Below are 13,608 nucleotides of genomic sequence, written 5' to 3'. Positions count from 1 at the left end.
ACTGTCGTGGCTAAAGAAAAATTTGATCGTTCCCTTCCGCACGTCAACGTTGGCACCATCGGTCACGTTGACCACGGTAAAACCACTCTGACTGCTGCTCTGACCCGCGTCTGCTCCGAAGTTTTCGGTTCGGCCGTTGTTGAGTTCGACAAGATCGACTCGGCTCCAGAAGAGAAAGCTCGCGGTATCACCATCAACACCGCGCACGTCGAGTACAACTCGAACATTCGTCACTACGCTCACGTTGACTGCCCAGGTCACGCTGACTACGTGAAGAACATGATCACCGGTGCTGCCCAGATGGACGGCGCGATCCTGGTTTGCTCGGCCGCCGATGGTCCGATGCCACAAACCCGTGAGCACATCCTGCTGTCCCGTCAGGTTGGCGTTCCGTACATCGTGGTCTTCCTGAACAAGGCTGACCTGGTAGACGACGCTGAGCTGCTGGAACTGGTCGAAATGGAAGTTCGCGACCTGCTGTCCACCTACGACTTCCCAGGCGACGACACCCCGATCATCATCGGTTCGGCTCGTATGGCGCTGGAAGGCAAAGACGACAACGAAATGGGCACCACCGCTGTCAAGAAGCTGGTTGAGACTCTGGACAGCTACATCCCAGAGCCTGAGCGCGCTATCGACAAGCCGTTCCTGATGCCAATCGAAGACGTATTCTCGATCTCGGGTCGTGGTACCGTTGTTACCGGTCGTATCGAGCGTGGTATCGTCCGCGTTCAAGACGCCCTGGAAATCGTTGGTCTGCGTGACACCACCACCACCACCTGCACCGGTGTTGAGATGTTCCGCAAGCTGCTGGACGAAGGTCGTGCTGGCGAGAACTGCGGCGTGCTGCTGCGTGGCACCAAGCGTGACGACGTTGAGCGTGGTCAGGTTCTGGTCAAGCCAGGTTCGGTCAAGCCGCACACCAAGTTCACTGCAGAAGTTTACGTTCTGAGCAAGGAAGAAGGCGGCCGTCATACTCCGTTCTTCAAAGGCTACCGTCCACAGTTCTACTTCCGTACTACTGACGTGACTGGTAACTGCGAGCTGCCAGAAGGCGTTGAAATGGTAATGCCAGGTGACAACATCCAGATGACTGTCACTCTGATCAAAACCATCGCAATGGAAGATGGTCTGCGTTTCGCTATCCGTGAAGGCGGTCGTACCGTCGGCGCTGGCGTCGTAGCCAAAATCATCGAGTAATTCTCGATAGGTTGAAAAAGCCCCCGCTCAGCGGGGGCTTTTTTTATTGGGTTGACACCCAATAGGGGCGTCTATAGAATCACGCCTCCTTTTAACGGGCGTAGTGCGCCCGGTGGGAATAGCAGCCTGGAGTCTGAAATCCAATGCAAAATCAGCAAATCCGTATCAGGTTGAAGGCTTTTGACCATCGCCTGATCGACCAATCCACCCAGGAAATCGTGGAAACCGCGAAACGTACTGGTGCTCAAGTGCGTGGTCCAATTCCACTGCCTACCCGTAAAGAGCGGTTCACCGTTCTGGTCTCCCCGCACGTCAACAAAGACGCGCGTGACCAGTACGAGATCCGTACTCATAAGCGCGTTCTGGACATCGTCCAGCCAACGGATAAAACCGTTGATGCACTTATGAAGCTTGATCTTGCGGCCGGTGTGGAAGTGCAGATCAGCCTCGGCTAAGACACGGTCTTAGTCGTGTAACGCTCTGAAATGGGCGGCCATAGCGGGTGAAAGCCCCGTACACTCATGAGGTTTACAACATGACTATTGGTGTAGTCGGTCGTAAATGCGGTATGACCCGTATTTTCACCGAAGAAGGTGTCTCCATTCCGGTCACGGTCATTGAGATCGAGCCGAATCGCGTCACCCAGTTCAAAACCGAAGAAACCGATGGCTACCGTGCAGTGCAAGTCACTGTAGGTGAGCGTCGTGCTTCGCGCGTGACTGCTGCTCAAGCAGGTCACTTCGCTAAAGCGAACGTTGCCGCTGGTCGCGGTGTCTGGGAGTTCCGTCTTGAAGAAGGCGACTACCAGGCTGGCGACTTGATCAATGCAGAAATCTTCGCTGCTGGCCAAATGGTAGATGTTACCGGTCAGTCGAAAGGTAAAGGCTTTGCCGGTACCATCAAGCGCTGGAACTTCCGCGGTCAAGATAACACCCACGGTAACTCCGTTTCCCACCGCGTCCCGGGCTCTATCGGCCAGTGCCAGACTCCTGGTCGTGTATTCAAGGGCAAGAAAATGTCCGGTCATATGGGCGCCGAGCGCGTGACCGTTCAGTCCCTGGAAGTAGTGCGCGTCGACGCTGAACGCAATCTGTTGCTGGTCAAGGGTGCCGTTCCTGGCGCTACTGGCGGTGATCTGGTTGTGCGTCCGGCTGCCAAGGCTCGCGGTTAAGGGGAAGCTGACATGCAACTAAATGTAAATGACGCTCAAGCGATCGAAGTTTCCGAACTGACTTTCGGTGGCGAATTCAACGAGACGCTGGTTCACCAAGCAGTCGTGGCCTACATGGCCGGCGGCCGTCAGGGCACCAAGCAGCAGAAAACCCGTTCCGACGTTGCTGGTGGCGGTAAGCGCCCATGGCGTCAGAAAGGTACTGGCCGTGCTCGTGCCGGTACTATCCGTAGCCCAATCTGGCGTGGCGGCGGTACCACTTTCGCAGCTCGTCCTCAGGATCACTCGCAGAAGCTCAACAAGAAGATGTACCGCGCAGCAATGCGTTCCATCCTCGCTGAGCTGGTGCGTACCGACCGTCTGGTCGTGGTTCAGGACTTCGCTGTTGAAGCACCGAAAACCAAAGACCTGCTGAACAAGCTGAATGGCATGGGTCTGAGCGACGTACTGATCGTTTCTGACGCTGTTGATCAGAATCTGTACCTGGCTGCTCGTAACCTGCCGCACGTCGATGTACGTGACGTACAGGGTTCCGATCCGGTCAGTCTGATCGCATACGACAAAGTGTTGATCACTGTGTCGGCCGTGAAGAAATTCGAGGAGCTGCTGGGATGAACCAGGAACGCGTATTTAAAGTCCTCCTTGGCCCGCATGTTTCCGAGAAGGCTACCGTTCTGGCTGAGAAAAAAGGCCAGTTCGTATTCAAGGTTGCTACTGACGCAACCAAGCTGGAAATCAAGAAAGCTGTCGAAGGCCTGTTCGGCGTAAAAGTCGAAAACGTGTCGACTGTTAACGTTCTGGGTAAAACCAAGCGTACCGCACGTGGTCTGGGCAAGCGTAATGACTGGAAGAAGGCGATCGTCTCCCTTCAGCCAGGCCAAGATCTCGATTTCAGCAGCAGTGCTGAGTAAGGAAGGGGTGCATCATGGCAATCGTTAAATGCAAACCGACTTCCCCTGGCCGCCGTTTCGTGGTCAAGGTGGTCAACAAGGAGCTGCATAAAGGCGCTCCTCACGCACCGCTGCTCGAGAAGAAGTCGAAGTCTGGTGGTCGTAACAACAATGGCCGCATCACTACTCGTCACGTAGGTGGTGGTCATAAGCAGCATTACCGTATGGTCGATTTCCGTCGCAACGACAAAGATGGCATCGTCGCCACTGTCGAGCGTATCGAATACGATCCAAACCGTACTGCTCACATCGCACTGCTGTGCTACGCAGACGGCGAGCGCCGCTACATCATCGCCCCTAAAGGCGTTGCTGCTGGCGACCAGCTGATCGCAGGCGCTCTGGCTCCAATCAAGCCAGGCAACTCCCTGCAACTGCGCAACATCCCAGTGGGTAGCACCATTCACGGCATCGAACTGAAGCCGGGCAAAGGTGCACAGATCGCTCGTTCCGCTGGTGCTTCGGCTCAGCTGATCGCTCGCGAAGGTGTCTACGTGACCGTTCGTCTGCGCTCTGGTGAGATGCGTAAAGTCCTGGCTGAATGCCGTGCGACCCTGGGTGAAGTCTCGAACTCCGAGCACAGCCTGCGTTCGCTGGGTAAAGCCGGTGCCAAACGCTGGCGTGGCGTTCGCCCAACCGTTCGTGGTGTTGCCATGAACCCGGTTGACCACCCACATGGTGGTGGTGAAGGTCGTACCTCCGGTGGTCGTCATCCGGTATCGCCATGGGGCTTCCCGACTAAGGGCGCGAAGACTCGTGGTAATAAGCGTACCGACAACATGATCGTCCGTCGTCGCAAGTAAATAGAGGGATACGACAGTGCCACGTTCTCTGAAAAAAGGTCCTTTTATCGATCTTCACCTACTGAAGAAGATCGAAGTGGCGGCGGAAAAGAACGATCGCAAACCAGTTAAGACCTGGTCGCGCCGTTCGATGATCCTGCCACAAATGGTCGGTCTGACCATCGCGGTACACAACGGTCGCCAACACGTCCCAGTTCTCGTGAACGAAGACATGGTCGGCCATAAACTGGGCGAGTTTGCCGGTACCCGCACTTATCGTGGGCACGTGGCTGACAAGAAAGCCAAGCGTTAAGGGGTAAGGAAATGGAAGTAGCCGCTAAGTTGTCGGGCGCTCGAATCTCCGCCCAGAAAGCCCGCTTGGTCGCCGACCAGATCCGCGGGAAGAAGGTGGGCGAAGCGCTCAACCTGTTGGCTTTCAGCAGCAAAAAAGCCGCTGAAATCATGAAGAAAGTCCTCGAGTCGGCCGTAGCCAACGCCGAGCATAACGAAGGCGCAGACGTTGATGACCTGAAGGTCTCCACCGTTTTCGTCAACGAAGGGCGTTCGCTGAAGCGCATCATGCCGCGTGCCAAAGGCCGCGCTGATCGCATCGTCAAGCGGTCTTGCCATATCACTGTCAAGGTTGCGGACAAGTAACGGAGTCGATCAGATGGGTCAGAAAGTACATCCCACTGGCATTCGCCTGGGAATCGTCAAGGAGCACACCTCCGTCTGGTACGCAGACGGTCGGACTTATGCGGACTATTTGCTCGCAGATCTGAATGTGCGTGAGTACCTCCAAGACAAACTAAAAAGCGCGTCCGTTAGCCGTATCGATATCCATCGTCCGGCTCAAACTGCACGCATCACCATCCACACCGCTCGTCCAGGTATTGTTATCGGGAAGAAAGGTGAAGATGTTGAAAAACTGCGTCAGGACCTGACCAAGCAAATGGGTGTGCCTGTGCACATCAATATCGAAGAGATCCGCAAGCCGGAACTCGACGGTATGCTGGTTGCTCAGAGCGTAGCTCAGCAGCTGGAGCGTCGTGTGATGTTCCGTCGCGCCATGAAGCGCGCCGTACAGAACGCCATGCGCATTGGTGCCAAAGGCATCAAGATCCAGGTGAGCGGTCGTCTCGGTGGTGCTGAAATCGCACGTACTGAATGGTATCGCGAAGGTCGTGTGCCGCTGCACACCCTGCGTGCTGATATCGACTATGCCACTTACGAAGCTCACACCACTTACGGTGTGATCGGTGTGAAGGTTTGGATTTTCAAAGGCGAAGTTATTGGTGGTCGCCAAGAAGAACTGAAACCACAAGCACCAGCGCCTCGTAAAAAAGCTGCTAAGTAAGGGGTACGCCAAATGTTGCAACCAAAGCGTACAAAATTCCGCAAGCAGATGACTGGCCACAACCGTGGTCTGGCGCTGCGCGGTAGCAAAGTCAGCTTCGGCGAGTTTGCTCTGAAAGCTGTTGCTCGCGGTCGTCTCACCGCCCGCCAGATTGAGTCGGCACGTCGTGCTCTGACCCGTCACGTAAAACGTGGCGGCAAAATCTGGATCCGTGTGTTCCCGGACAAGCCGATCTCCAAGAAGCCTCTCGAAGTGCGGATGGGTAAAGGTAAAGGTTCCGTGGAGTACTGGGTTGCCCAGATCCAGCCAGGCAAAGTCCTGTACGAGATCGAGGGTGTTTCTGAAGAGCTGGCGCGTGAGGCTTTCGCCTTGGCGGCTGCAAAGCTGCCTCTCGCCACCTCCTTTGTTAAGCGGACGGTGATGTGATGAAAGCGAATGAACTTCGTGAAAAATCAGCACAGCAGCTGAACGAGCAACTGCTCGGCTTGCTGCGCGACCAGTTCAATCTGCGTATGCAGAAAGCAACTGGCCAGTTGGGGCAGTCGCACCTGCTCTCGCAAGTTAAGCGTGACATCGCTCGCGTGAAAACTGTGCTCAACCAGCAGGCAGGTAAGTGATCATGGCTGAAGCTGAAAAAACCGTCCGTACGCTGACTGGCCGTGTCGTCAGCGACAAGATGGACAAAACCATCACCGTACTGATCGAGCGTCGCGTAAAGCACCCGATCTACGGTAAATACGTTAAGCGTTCGACTAAGCTGCACGCGCACGACGAAACCAATCAGTGCCATATCGGCGACAAAGTCTCCATCCGTGAGACTCGTCCGCTGGCCAAGACCAAAGCTTGGGCACTGGTTGAAGTTCTCGAACGCGCTGTTGAAGTCTAAGGGCTAAGGGTCGGAGAAATTTTATGATTCAGACTCAATCCATGCTCGATGTGGCCGATAACAGCGGCGCTCGTCGCGTCATGTGCATCAAGGTTCTCGGCGGTTCGCACCGCCGTTACGCCGGCATCGGTGACATCATCAAGGTAACCGTCAAGGAAGCAATTCCGCGCGGTAAAGTGAAGAAAGGCCAAGTGATGACTGCTGTTGTAGTCCGCACTCGCCACGGTGTCCGTCGTGCTGACGGCTCCATCATCCGCTTTGATGGCAATGCTGCTGTTCTGCTGAACAACAAGCAAGAGCCGATCGGCACCCGTATCTTTGGGCCAGTGACCCGTGAACTTCGTACTGAGAAGTTCATGAAGATCGTCTCGCTCGCCCCAGAAGTGCTGTAAGGAGATCCGACATGCAAAAGATTCGTCGTGACGACGAGATCATCGTGATCGCCGGCAAAGACAAAGGTAAGCGCGGTAAGGTGCTCAAGGTTCTCGCTGACGACCGTCTGGTCGTTGGTGGGATCAACCTGGTGAAGCGTCATACCAAGCCTAACCCGATGTCGGGCGTACAAGGCGGTATCGTCGAGAAAGAAGCGCCACTGCACGCTTCCAACGTCGCCATTTTCAACGGCGAAACCAACAAGGCTGACCGCGTTGGTTTCAAAGTAGAAGACGGCAAGAAAATTCGTGTCTTCAAGTCGACCCAAAAAGCGGTTGATGCTTGAACACTGCTAGGTAGAAGACCATGGCACGACTGAAAGAGATTTACCGGAAGGAAATTGCTCCGAAGCTTAAGGAAGAACTTAAGCTGGCGAACGTGATGGAAGTTCCGCGCGTTACCAAGATCACCCTGAACATGGGTCTGGGCGAAGCTGTCGGCGACAAAAAAGTCATCGAACACGCTGTTGCTGACCTGGAGAAGATCACCGGTCAGAAAGCCGTTGTGACTTTCGCTCGGAAATCCATCGCGGGCTTCAAAGTCCGTGAGGGCTGGCCGATCGGCGTTAAAGTTACTCTGCGCCGTGATCGTATGTACGAATTCCTGGACCGCCTGCTGGCGATCTCCCTGCCTCGGGTTCGCGACTTCCGCGGCCTGAATGCCAAGTCCTTCGATGGTCGTGGTAACTACAGCATGGGCGTGAAAGAGCAGATCATCTTCCCGGAAATCGACTACGACAAGATCGATGCTCTGCGCGGTCTGGACATTACCCTGACCACCACTGCCAAGAACGATGACGAAGGCCGCGCTCTGCTGCGTGCTTTCAAATTCCCGTTCCGCAACTGATTGGAGTAGGAAAATGGCCAAGAAGAGCATGAAAAACCGTGAGCTGAAGCGTCAGCTCACTGTTGCCAAGTACGCCAAGAAGCGTGCCGAGCTGAAAGCGATCATCGTCAATCTGGAAGCAACTCCAGAAGAGCGTTTTGCCGCTGTCGTAGCTCTGCAGAAGCAGCCACGTGACGCCAGCGCTGCGCGCCTGCGTAACCGCTGCCGCATCACCGGTCGTCCACACGGCGTTTACCGTAAGTTCGGCCTCGGCCGTAACAAGCTGCGTGAAGCAGCAATGCGCGGTGACGTTCCAGGTCTGGTTAAAGCCAGCTGGTAAGACGTACCGGCAGCGTCCAGGTGGCGGAGGAGCAATCTTCCGACCACTGGTGACTTTGCAACGAAACAAGCCCCTTCTGGGGCTTGTTTCGTTTCTGGGAACTGTCTAGAATGACCGGCTCTCCTGAGCCCGGGTTTTTCAACTGGCGCGCTCAGGCGACTGTAGTAGCCGAGAGGCTAATTTTTCTTGTATCAGGAGCGTCTAGCCCATGAGTATGCAGGACCCGTTAGCGGACATGCTAACTCGCATCCGTAATGCCCAGATGGCTGAAAAGTCCGTCGTAAGCATGCCTTCGTCGACTCTGAAGGTTGCGGTAGCCAAAGTTCTGAAAGACGAAGGTTACATCGCTGGCTATCAGGTCAGCAGCGAAGTAAAACCATCGCTTTCCATCGAGCTGAAATACTTCGAAGGCCGTCCGGTCATCGAGGAAGTCAAGCGCGTAAGTCGTCCAGGCCTGCGTCAGTACAAGTCCGTCGAAGAACTGCCGAAAGTACGTGGCGGTCTGGGCGTGTCTATCGTCTCCACCAACAAAGGTGTGATGACTGATCGTGCTGCGCGCGCTGCCGGTGTCGGCGGCGAAGTTCTCTGCACAGTGTTCTAAGGGGGGATAAGCATGTCTCGCGTCGCTAAGAACCCCGTTAAGCTGCCAGCTGGCGTCGAAATCAAATTCGTCGGCCAACAGCTTTCGGTGAAGGGTGCCAAGGGCACTCTCGAACTGAACGTTCACTCGTCCGTAGAAGTAGTTGAAGAAGCTGGTGAGCTGCGTTTCGCTGCTCGCAATGGCGATCAACAAACTCGCGCTATGGCCGGTACTACCCGTGCCCTGGTTAACAACATGGTCCAAGGCGTAAGCCAAGGCTTCGAGCGCAAGCTCCAGCTGGTCGGTGTTGGTTACAAAGCACAAGCCAAAGGCACCGTGCTGAACCTGGCGCTGGGCTTCTCGCATCCAGTGGATTACGAACTGCCGGCCGGTATCACCGCTGAGACCCCAAGCCAGACCGATATCCTGATCAAGGGTATCGATAAGCAGCTGGTAGGTCAGGTGGCCGCTGAAATCCGCGACTTCCGTCCACCAGAGCCGTACAAAGGCAAGGGTGTGCGTTACGCGGACGAAGTCGTCCGTCGTAAAGAAGCCAAGAAGAAGTAGGGCCTAGCAAATGACCGACAAAAAAGTTACTCGACTGCGTCGCGCTCGCAAAGCACGCCTGAAAATGCACGAACTCGAAGTCGTGCGTCTCTGCGTGTTCCGCTCCTCGCAGCACATCTATGCCCAGGTCCTTTCGGCCGACGGCAGCAAAGTCCTGGCCAGCGCCTCGACTTTGGACAAAGAACTGCGTGATGGCGCCACCGGCAACATCGACGCGGCCACTAAGGTTGGCAAGCTGGTAGCTGAGCGCGCGAAAGCCGCCGGTGTATCTCAAGTTGCCTTTGACCGTTCCGGCTTCAAGTACCACGGCCGCGTCAAGGCGCTGGCTGATGGTGCTCGTGAAGGCGGGCTGGAGTTCTAAGTTATGGCAAATAACGATCAAAAGCGCGACGAAGGCTACATCGAGAAGCTGGTTCAAGTTAACCGCGTTGCCAAAACCGTAAAAGGCGGCCGTATCTTCACTTTCACCGCGTTGACCGTGGTAGGTGATGGCAAGGGTCGTGTTGGTTTCGGCCGTGGTAAATCGCGCGAAGTACCTGCTGCGATCCAGAAGGCTATGGAAGCTGCTCGCCGCAACATGATTCAGGTTGACCTGAACGGCACCACCCTGCAGTACGCCACCAAGTCCGCCCATGGCGCGTCGAAGGTGTACATGCAGCCTGCCTCTGAAGGTACCGGTATCATCGCCGGTGGCGCAATGCGTGCCGTCCTGGAAGTTGCTGGCGTTCAGAACGTCCTGGCCAAGTGCTATGGCTCGACCAACCCTGTAAACGTGGTTCACGCCACTTTCAAGGGTCTGAAGGCTATGCAATCTCCTGAGTCCATTGCTGCCAAGCGCGGCAAGAGCGTTGAGGAGATCCGTTGATCATGGCTACCGTTAAAGTAACGCTGATCAAAAGCACCGCCGGCCGTCTCCCTAACCACAAACTGTGTGTTAAGGGTCTGGGTCTGCGCCGCATCGGTCACACTGTAGAAGTCCTGGATACTCCCGAGAACCGCGGGATGATCAACAAGGCTTACTACATGCTGCGCGTCGAGGGTTAATCGATGAAACTCAATGATCTGAGTCCAGCGCCGGGTTCCCGTCGCGAGAAGCATCGTCCGGGTCGTGGTATCGGTAGTGGTTTGGGTAAGACTGGTGGCCGTGGTCACAAAGGTCAAACCTCCCGCTCCGGTGGCACCATTGCTCCAGGCTTTGAAGGCGGTCAACAGCCGCTGCACCGTCGTCTGCCGAAATTCGGCTTCGTTTCCCTGAAAGCCATGGATCGCGCAGAAGTGCGTCTGTCCGAGCTGGCCAAAGTGGAAGGCGACGTTGTCACCGTGCAATCCCTGAAGGATGCCAACGTGATTAACCAGAACGTACAGCGTGTGAAAATCATGCTGTCGGGCGAAGTTACTCGCGCAGTCACCATCAAGGGTATCGCAGCCACCAAAGGTGCGCGTGCGGCTATCGAAGCAGCTGGCGGCAAGTTCGAGGAATAAATGGCTAAGCAAGGTGCTCTCTCTTCGCTCGGCAAAGGCGGGATGTCTGAACTTTGGGCTCGTCTGCGTTTTCTGTTCCTGGCGATCATCGTCTATCGGATAGGCGCACACATCCCAGTTCCAGGTATCAACCCGGACCGGCTGGCGGAACTGTTTCGACAGAATGAGGGGACCATTCTTAGCTTGTTCAACATGTTTTCCGGCGGCGCGCTGGAGCGGATGAGCATCTTTGCACTGGGGATCATGCCGTACATTTCGGCATCGATCATCATGCAGCTGATGACCGCCGTCAGCCCGCAGCTGGAGCAGTTGAAGAAGGAAGGTGAAGCTGGCCGTCGCAAGATCAGCCAGTACACCCGCTACGGCACCGTAATCCTGGCGCTGGTCCAGGCCATTGGCATGTCCATTGGTCTGGCCGGTCAGGGCGTGGCGTTTTCTGCTGACTTTGGCTTCCATTTCGTTGCAGTGTCCACGTTTGTGGCTGGTGCAATGTTCATGATGTGGCTGGGTGAGCAGATCACGGAGCGCGGTGTAGGCAACGGTATCTCGATGTTGATCTTCGCAGGTATCGTCGCCGGTCTTCCGAGAGCAATCGGGCAGTCTTTCGAGTCTGCACGTACAGGCGATATCAATATTTTCGCTCTGGTCGCTATCGGTTTGCTGGCAGTAGCGATTATCGGTTTTGTGGTGTTCATTGAGCGTGGTCAGCGTCGTATCGCCGTTCACTACGCCAAGCGTCAGCAGGGCCGCAAGGTCTTCGCTGCGCAGACCAGCCACTTGCCGCTGAAAGTGAACATGGCGGGTGTTATTCCTGCCATTTTCGCGAGCAGCATCTTGCTGTTCCCGGCTTCGCTGGGTGCCTGGTTCGGTCAGTCCGAAGGTATGGGCTGGTTGCAGGACATCTCGCAGTCGATCGCTCCTGGTCAGCCGTTGAATATTCTGCTGTTTAGTGCAGGGATTATTTTCTTCTGCTTCTTCTATACGGCGTTGATGTTCAATCCGAAAGACGTAGCGGAGAACCTGAAGAAGTCCGGTGCCTTTATTCCGGGCATCCGTCCAGGTGAGCAGTCGGCGCGCTACATTGATGGCGTTCTGACCCGCTTGACCATGTTCGGTGCTCTTTATATGACGGCCGTCTGTCTGCTTCCCCAGTTCCTGGTGGTTGCTGCAAACGTTCCGTTCTACCTTGGCGGGACCTCGTTGCTGATTGTGGTAGTGGTTGTGATGGACTTCATGTCCCAAGTACAATCGCACCTCGTTTCGCACCAGTACGAATCCCTGATGAAGAAAGCCAACCTGAAAGGCTACGGTGGCAGCGGTTTGCTGCGCTGAGAGACCCTTAAGGTTCGAGGAGTTGGTGATGAAAGTTCGTGCATCGGTGAAAAAGCTGTGCCGTAACTGCAAGATTATTCGCCGCGAAGGTGTTGTTCGAGTAATTTGCAGTGCGGAACCACGTCACAAGCAGCGCCAAGGCTGAGTGTGATTTGCGCTACAAACCCAGCAGCTAGTGCGCTGCTGGGTTGATTATTTGTTTCTACAGCGATATTATCTCGCGCCCTATTTCTTGGCTTCCGGGGCGTAGGTAGCTGTCAATTGGAGTCCCACTGAATGGCCCGTATTGCAGGCGTCAACATTCCAGATAACAAGCACACTGTTATCTCGCTGACCTACATCTATGGTGTTGGTCGCACTACTGCACAGAAAATCTGTGTAGAGACTGGGGTCAACCCAGCCGCTAAGATCAAGGATCTGAGCGACGAGCAGGTTGAATCGCTGCGTACTGAAGTTGCGAAGTACATCACCGAAGGTGATCTGCGTCGTGACATCAACATGAAAATCAAGCGGTTGATGGACCTGGGTTGCTACCGCGGCCTGCGTCATCGTCGGGGTCTGCCAGTACGCGGTCAGCGTACCAAGACCAACGCGCGTACCCGTAAGGGCCCGCGTAAGCCGATCCGCAAGTAATCGCACCAGCGAATCGACAGGAATTTAGAAATGGCAAAACCTGCTGCTCGTCCTCGTAAAAAAGTCAAAAAGACAGTGGTTGATGGCATCGCCCACATCCACGCGTCTTTCAACAACACCATCGTGACCATCACCGATCGTCAAGGTAACGCTCTGTCCTGGGCTACCTCCGGCGGTTCGGGTTTCCGCGGTTCCCGCAAGTCCACCCCGTTCGCTGCTCAAGTAGCTGCTGAGCGTGCTGGTCAAGCTGCGCTGGAATATGGTCTGAAGAACCTCGACGTTAACGTCAAGGGTCCAGGTCCAGGTCGTGAGTCCGCTGTTCGTGCTTTGAACGGTTGTGGCTATAAGATCGCCAGCATCACCGACGTGACGCCAATCCCGCATAACGGGTGCCGTCCGCCGAAGAAGCGCCGCGTGTAATCAGGAGACAGATAAATGGCACGTTACATTGGTCCAAAATGCAAACTGTCTCGTCGTGAAGGCACCGATCTGTTCCTGAAGAGCGGCGTTCGCGCTCTGGAATCGAAGTGCAACATCGAAGCAGCCCCAGGTATCCACGGCCAGCGCCGTGGCCGTCAGTCCGACTACGGCACCCAGCTGCGCGAGAAACAAAAAGTACGTCGCATCTATGGCGTTCTCGAGCGTCAGTTCAGCGGTTACTACAAGGAAGCAGCCTCCAAGAAGGGTGCAACCGGCGAGAACCTGCTGCAGCTGCTCGAATGCCGTCTGGATAACGTCGTTTATCGTATGGGCTTTGGCGCTACTCGTGCCGAATCCCGTCAGCTGGTTTCGCACAAAGCGATCAGCATTAACGGCAAGACTGTAAACATTCCGTCCTACCAAGTTCGTCCGGGTGACGTGGTCGCGGTTCGCGAGAAGTCGCAGAACCAGCTGCGCATTGTTCAAGCCCTTGAACTGTGCGCCCAGCGTGGCCGCGTTGAGTGGGTAGATGTGGATGCTGCCAAGAAGTCGGGCGTTTTCAAGAACGTTCCTGCTCGCAGCGACCTGTCCGCCGACATCAACGAAAGCCTGATTGTCGAGCTCTACTCCAAGTAAGGGCTAGAAAATAGGTGC

At 55.5% G+C, this 13,608-nt stretch carries 27 protein-coding genes; all 27 read left to right on the top strand.

Going from position 1 to position 13,608, the window contains the following annotated elements:
* Positions 1 to 6 precede the first annotated feature (6 nt).
* Entirely contained in the window at positions 7 to 1,200 is a 1,194-nt protein-coding gene (tuf, locus tag C6382_RS12780; RefSeq protein WP_010220303.1) for an elongation factor Tu, read from the top strand.
* Positions 1,201 to 1,343: 143 nt separating this feature from the next.
* Positions 1,344 to 1,655 (top strand): 30S ribosomal protein S10, encoded by a 312-nt coding sequence (gene rpsJ, locus C6382_RS12775; protein ID WP_003186070.1) that lies wholly within the window; start codon positions 1,344 to 1,346, stop codon positions 1,653 to 1,655.
* 80 nt (positions 1,656 to 1,735) lie between these two features.
* Positions 1,736 to 2,371, top strand: coding sequence for a 50S ribosomal protein L3 (gene rplC / locus C6382_RS12770; protein ID WP_028944484.1), 636 nt, complete (start codon positions 1,736 to 1,738; stop codon positions 2,369 to 2,371).
* A gap of 12 nt (positions 2,372 to 2,383) precedes the next feature.
* Positions 2,384 to 2,986 carry a 50S ribosomal protein L4 gene (gene rplD, locus C6382_RS12765; protein ID WP_010220305.1) on the top strand — a complete coding sequence of 201 codons (603 nt, stop codon included), beginning with the start codon at positions 2,384 to 2,386 and terminating at the stop codon, positions 2,984 to 2,986.
* Positions 2,983 to 3,282: a 50S ribosomal protein L23 gene (gene rplW, locus C6382_RS12760; RefSeq protein ID WP_010220306.1), complete on the top strand. Its 300-nt coding sequence runs from the start codon at positions 2,983 to 2,985 to the stop codon at positions 3,280 to 3,282. Before rplD ends, rplW begins: the two co-directional genes overlap by 4 nt.
* Positions 3,283 to 3,296: 14 nt before the next feature.
* A complete protein-coding gene (gene rplB, locus C6382_RS12755; RefSeq protein ID WP_107024811.1) occupies positions 3,297 to 4,121 on the top strand; it encodes a 50S ribosomal protein L2 in 825 nt (274 codons plus the stop codon).
* A 16-nt stretch (positions 4,122 to 4,137) separates the two neighbouring features.
* A complete protein-coding gene (gene rpsS, locus C6382_RS12750; RefSeq protein ID WP_002555486.1) occupies positions 4,138 to 4,413 on the top strand; it encodes a 30S ribosomal protein S19 in 276 nt (91 codons plus the stop codon).
* Between the two features lie 11 nt (positions 4,414 to 4,424).
* Positions 4,425 to 4,757 carry a 50S ribosomal protein L22 gene (gene rplV / locus C6382_RS12745; RefSeq protein WP_003103908.1) on the top strand — a complete coding sequence of 111 codons (333 nt, stop codon included), beginning with the start codon at positions 4,425 to 4,427 and terminating at the stop codon, positions 4,755 to 4,757.
* A gap of 13 nt (positions 4,758 to 4,770) precedes the next feature.
* Positions 4,771 to 5,457, top strand: coding sequence for a 30S ribosomal protein S3 (rpsC, locus tag C6382_RS12740; RefSeq protein ID WP_010220308.1), 687 nt, complete (start codon positions 4,771 to 4,773; stop codon positions 5,455 to 5,457).
* A 12-nt stretch (positions 5,458 to 5,469) separates the two neighbouring features.
* On the top strand, positions 5,470 to 5,883 hold the full coding sequence (gene rplP, locus C6382_RS12735) for a 50S ribosomal protein L16 (protein ID WP_003255479.1): 414 nt from the start codon (positions 5,470 to 5,472) through the stop codon (positions 5,881 to 5,883).
* Entirely contained in the window at positions 5,883 to 6,074 is a 192-nt protein-coding gene (gene rpmC / locus C6382_RS12730; protein WP_002555481.1) for a 50S ribosomal protein L29, read from the top strand. Before rplP ends, rpmC begins: the two co-directional genes overlap by 1 nt.
* A gap of 2 nt (positions 6,075 to 6,076) precedes the next feature.
* Positions 6,077 to 6,343, top strand: a complete 267-nt coding sequence (gene rpsQ, locus C6382_RS12725) for a 30S ribosomal protein S17 (RefSeq protein WP_028944481.1) — start codon at positions 6,077 to 6,079, stop codon at positions 6,341 to 6,343.
* A 23-nt stretch (positions 6,344 to 6,366) separates the two neighbouring features.
* On the top strand, positions 6,367 to 6,735 hold the full coding sequence (rplN, locus tag C6382_RS12720) for a 50S ribosomal protein L14 (RefSeq protein ID WP_002555479.1): 369 nt from the start codon (positions 6,367 to 6,369) through the stop codon (positions 6,733 to 6,735).
* A gap of 11 nt (positions 6,736 to 6,746) precedes the next feature.
* Positions 6,747 to 7,061, top strand: coding sequence for a 50S ribosomal protein L24 (gene rplX / locus C6382_RS12715; RefSeq protein ID WP_009397501.1), 315 nt, complete (start codon positions 6,747 to 6,749; stop codon positions 7,059 to 7,061).
* A gap of 20 nt (positions 7,062 to 7,081) precedes the next feature.
* Positions 7,082 to 7,621 carry a 50S ribosomal protein L5 gene (gene rplE, locus C6382_RS12710; RefSeq protein WP_028944480.1) on the top strand — a complete coding sequence of 180 codons (540 nt, stop codon included), beginning with the start codon at positions 7,082 to 7,084 and terminating at the stop codon, positions 7,619 to 7,621.
* A 13-nt stretch (positions 7,622 to 7,634) separates the two neighbouring features.
* Complete coding sequence (gene rpsN / locus C6382_RS12705) at positions 7,635 to 7,940, top strand: 30S ribosomal protein S14 (RefSeq protein WP_107024810.1); 306 nt, start codon at positions 7,635 to 7,637, stop codon at positions 7,938 to 7,940.
* Between the two features lie 208 nt (positions 7,941 to 8,148).
* Positions 8,149 to 8,541: a 30S ribosomal protein S8 gene (rpsH, locus tag C6382_RS12700; protein WP_010220313.1), complete on the top strand. Its 393-nt coding sequence runs from the start codon at positions 8,149 to 8,151 to the stop codon at positions 8,539 to 8,541.
* Between the two features lie 12 nt (positions 8,542 to 8,553).
* The gene (gene rplF / locus C6382_RS12695; protein WP_107024809.1) at positions 8,554 to 9,087 is read left to right on the top strand and encodes a 50S ribosomal protein L6; all 534 of its coding nucleotides are present in this window, start codon (positions 8,554 to 8,556) and stop codon (positions 9,085 to 9,087) included.
* Between the two features lie 10 nt (positions 9,088 to 9,097).
* Positions 9,098 to 9,448 (top strand): 50S ribosomal protein L18, encoded by a 351-nt coding sequence (gene rplR, locus C6382_RS12690; protein ID WP_107024808.1) that lies wholly within the window; start codon positions 9,098 to 9,100, stop codon positions 9,446 to 9,448.
* Positions 9,449 to 9,451: 3 nt separating this feature from the next.
* Complete coding sequence (gene rpsE, locus C6382_RS12685) at positions 9,452 to 9,952, top strand: 30S ribosomal protein S5 (protein WP_010220316.1); 501 nt, start codon at positions 9,452 to 9,454, stop codon at positions 9,950 to 9,952.
* 2 nt (positions 9,953 to 9,954) lie between these two features.
* Positions 9,955 to 10,131: a 50S ribosomal protein L30 gene (gene rpmD, locus C6382_RS12680; protein WP_010220317.1), complete on the top strand. Its 177-nt coding sequence runs from the start codon at positions 9,955 to 9,957 to the stop codon at positions 10,129 to 10,131.
* 3 nt (positions 10,132 to 10,134) lie between these two features.
* Positions 10,135 to 10,569, top strand: coding sequence for a 50S ribosomal protein L15 (gene rplO, locus C6382_RS12675; protein WP_010220318.1), 435 nt, complete (start codon positions 10,135 to 10,137; stop codon positions 10,567 to 10,569).
* Positions 10,570 to 11,901 (top strand): preprotein translocase subunit SecY, encoded by a 1,332-nt coding sequence (secY, locus tag C6382_RS12670; protein WP_010220319.1) that lies wholly within the window; start codon positions 10,570 to 10,572, stop codon positions 11,899 to 11,901.
* Between the two features lie 28 nt (positions 11,902 to 11,929).
* Complete coding sequence (gene rpmJ, locus C6382_RS12665; protein ID WP_002555468.1) at positions 11,930 to 12,046, top strand: 50S ribosomal protein L36; 117 nt, start codon at positions 11,930 to 11,932, stop codon at positions 12,044 to 12,046.
* Positions 12,047 to 12,177: 131 nt separating this feature from the next.
* Positions 12,178 to 12,534, top strand: coding sequence for a 30S ribosomal protein S13 (gene rpsM, locus C6382_RS12660; RefSeq protein WP_028944477.1), 357 nt, complete (start codon positions 12,178 to 12,180; stop codon positions 12,532 to 12,534).
* Between the two features lie 30 nt (positions 12,535 to 12,564).
* Positions 12,565 to 12,954: a 30S ribosomal protein S11 gene (gene rpsK, locus C6382_RS12655; RefSeq protein ID WP_002555466.1), complete on the top strand. Its 390-nt coding sequence runs from the start codon at positions 12,565 to 12,567 to the stop codon at positions 12,952 to 12,954.
* A 15-nt stretch (positions 12,955 to 12,969) separates the two neighbouring features.
* A complete protein-coding gene (rpsD, locus tag C6382_RS12650; RefSeq protein WP_038606186.1) occupies positions 12,970 to 13,590 on the top strand; it encodes a 30S ribosomal protein S4 in 621 nt (206 codons plus the stop codon).
* The last annotated feature ends 18 nt before the right edge of the window (positions 13,591 to 13,608 follow it).

The organism is Pseudomonas sp. BBP2017 (assembly GCF_003024385.1).
Taxonomy (GTDB): domain Bacteria; phylum Pseudomonadota; class Gammaproteobacteria; order Pseudomonadales; family Pseudomonadaceae; genus Aquipseudomonas.
This window is presented reverse-complemented; position numbering and strand designations above follow the sequence as displayed.

Excerpts from the sequence above, each read along its gene's own strand:
- rplF (WP_107024809.1), top strand. The coding sequence starts at position 8,554 with ATGTCTCGCGTCGCTAAGAACCCCGTTAAGCTGCCAGCTGGCGTCGAA.
- rplR (WP_107024808.1), top strand. The coding sequence starts at position 9,098 with ATGACCGACAAAAAAGTTACTCGACTGCGTCGCGCTCGCAAAGCACGC.
- rpsC (WP_010220308.1), top strand. The coding sequence starts at position 4,771 with ATGGGTCAGAAAGTACATCCCACTGGCATTCGCCTGGGAATCGTCAAG.
- rpsD (WP_038606186.1), top strand. The coding sequence starts at position 12,970 with ATGGCACGTTACATTGGTCCAAAATGCAAACTGTCTCGTCGTGAAGGC.
- rpsN (WP_107024810.1), top strand. The coding sequence starts at position 7,635 with ATGGCCAAGAAGAGCATGAAAAACCGTGAGCTGAAGCGTCAGCTCACT.
- rpmC (WP_002555481.1), top strand. The coding sequence starts at position 5,883 with ATGAAAGCGAATGAACTTCGTGAAAAATCAGCACAGCAGCTGAACGAG.
- rplW (WP_010220306.1), top strand. The coding sequence starts at position 2,983 with ATGAACCAGGAACGCGTATTTAAAGTCCTCCTTGGCCCGCATGTTTCC.
- rpsK (WP_002555466.1), top strand. The coding sequence starts at position 12,565 with ATGGCAAAACCTGCTGCTCGTCCTCGTAAAAAAGTCAAAAAGACAGTG.
- rplV (WP_003103908.1), top strand. The coding sequence starts at position 4,425 with ATGGAAGTAGCCGCTAAGTTGTCGGGCGCTCGAATCTCCGCCCAGAAA.
- rplE (WP_028944480.1), top strand. The coding sequence starts at position 7,082 with ATGGCACGACTGAAAGAGATTTACCGGAAGGAAATTGCTCCGAAGCTT.
- secY (WP_010220319.1), top strand. The coding sequence starts at position 10,570 with ATGGCTAAGCAAGGTGCTCTCTCTTCGCTCGGCAAAGGCGGGATGTCT.
- rpsQ (WP_028944481.1), top strand. The coding sequence starts at position 6,077 with ATGGCTGAAGCTGAAAAAACCGTCCGTACGCTGACTGGCCGTGTCGTC.
- rpsH (WP_010220313.1), top strand. The coding sequence starts at position 8,149 with ATGAGTATGCAGGACCCGTTAGCGGACATGCTAACTCGCATCCGTAAT.
- rplX (WP_009397501.1), top strand. The coding sequence starts at position 6,747 with ATGCAAAAGATTCGTCGTGACGACGAGATCATCGTGATCGCCGGCAAA.
- rpmD (WP_010220317.1), top strand. The coding sequence starts at position 9,955 with ATGGCTACCGTTAAAGTAACGCTGATCAAAAGCACCGCCGGCCGTCTC.
- rplN (WP_002555479.1), top strand. The coding sequence starts at position 6,367 with ATGATTCAGACTCAATCCATGCTCGATGTGGCCGATAACAGCGGCGCT.
- rpsE (WP_010220316.1), top strand. The coding sequence starts at position 9,452 with ATGGCAAATAACGATCAAAAGCGCGACGAAGGCTACATCGAGAAGCTG.
- rpsJ (WP_003186070.1), top strand. The coding sequence starts at position 1,344 with ATGCAAAATCAGCAAATCCGTATCAGGTTGAAGGCTTTTGACCATCGC.
- rplP (WP_003255479.1), top strand. The coding sequence starts at position 5,470 with ATGTTGCAACCAAAGCGTACAAAATTCCGCAAGCAGATGACTGGCCAC.
- rpmJ (WP_002555468.1), top strand. The coding sequence starts at position 11,930 with ATGAAAGTTCGTGCATCGGTGAAAAAGCTGTGCCGTAACTGCAAGATT.
- rplD (WP_010220305.1), top strand. The coding sequence starts at position 2,384 with ATGCAACTAAATGTAAATGACGCTCAAGCGATCGAAGTTTCCGAACTG.
- rpsM (WP_028944477.1), top strand. The coding sequence starts at position 12,178 with ATGGCCCGTATTGCAGGCGTCAACATTCCAGATAACAAGCACACTGTT.
- rplC (WP_028944484.1), top strand. The coding sequence starts at position 1,736 with ATGACTATTGGTGTAGTCGGTCGTAAATGCGGTATGACCCGTATTTTC.
- rplO (WP_010220318.1), top strand. The coding sequence starts at position 10,135 with ATGAAACTCAATGATCTGAGTCCAGCGCCGGGTTCCCGTCGCGAGAAG.
- rplB (WP_107024811.1), top strand. The coding sequence starts at position 3,297 with ATGGCAATCGTTAAATGCAAACCGACTTCCCCTGGCCGCCGTTTCGTG.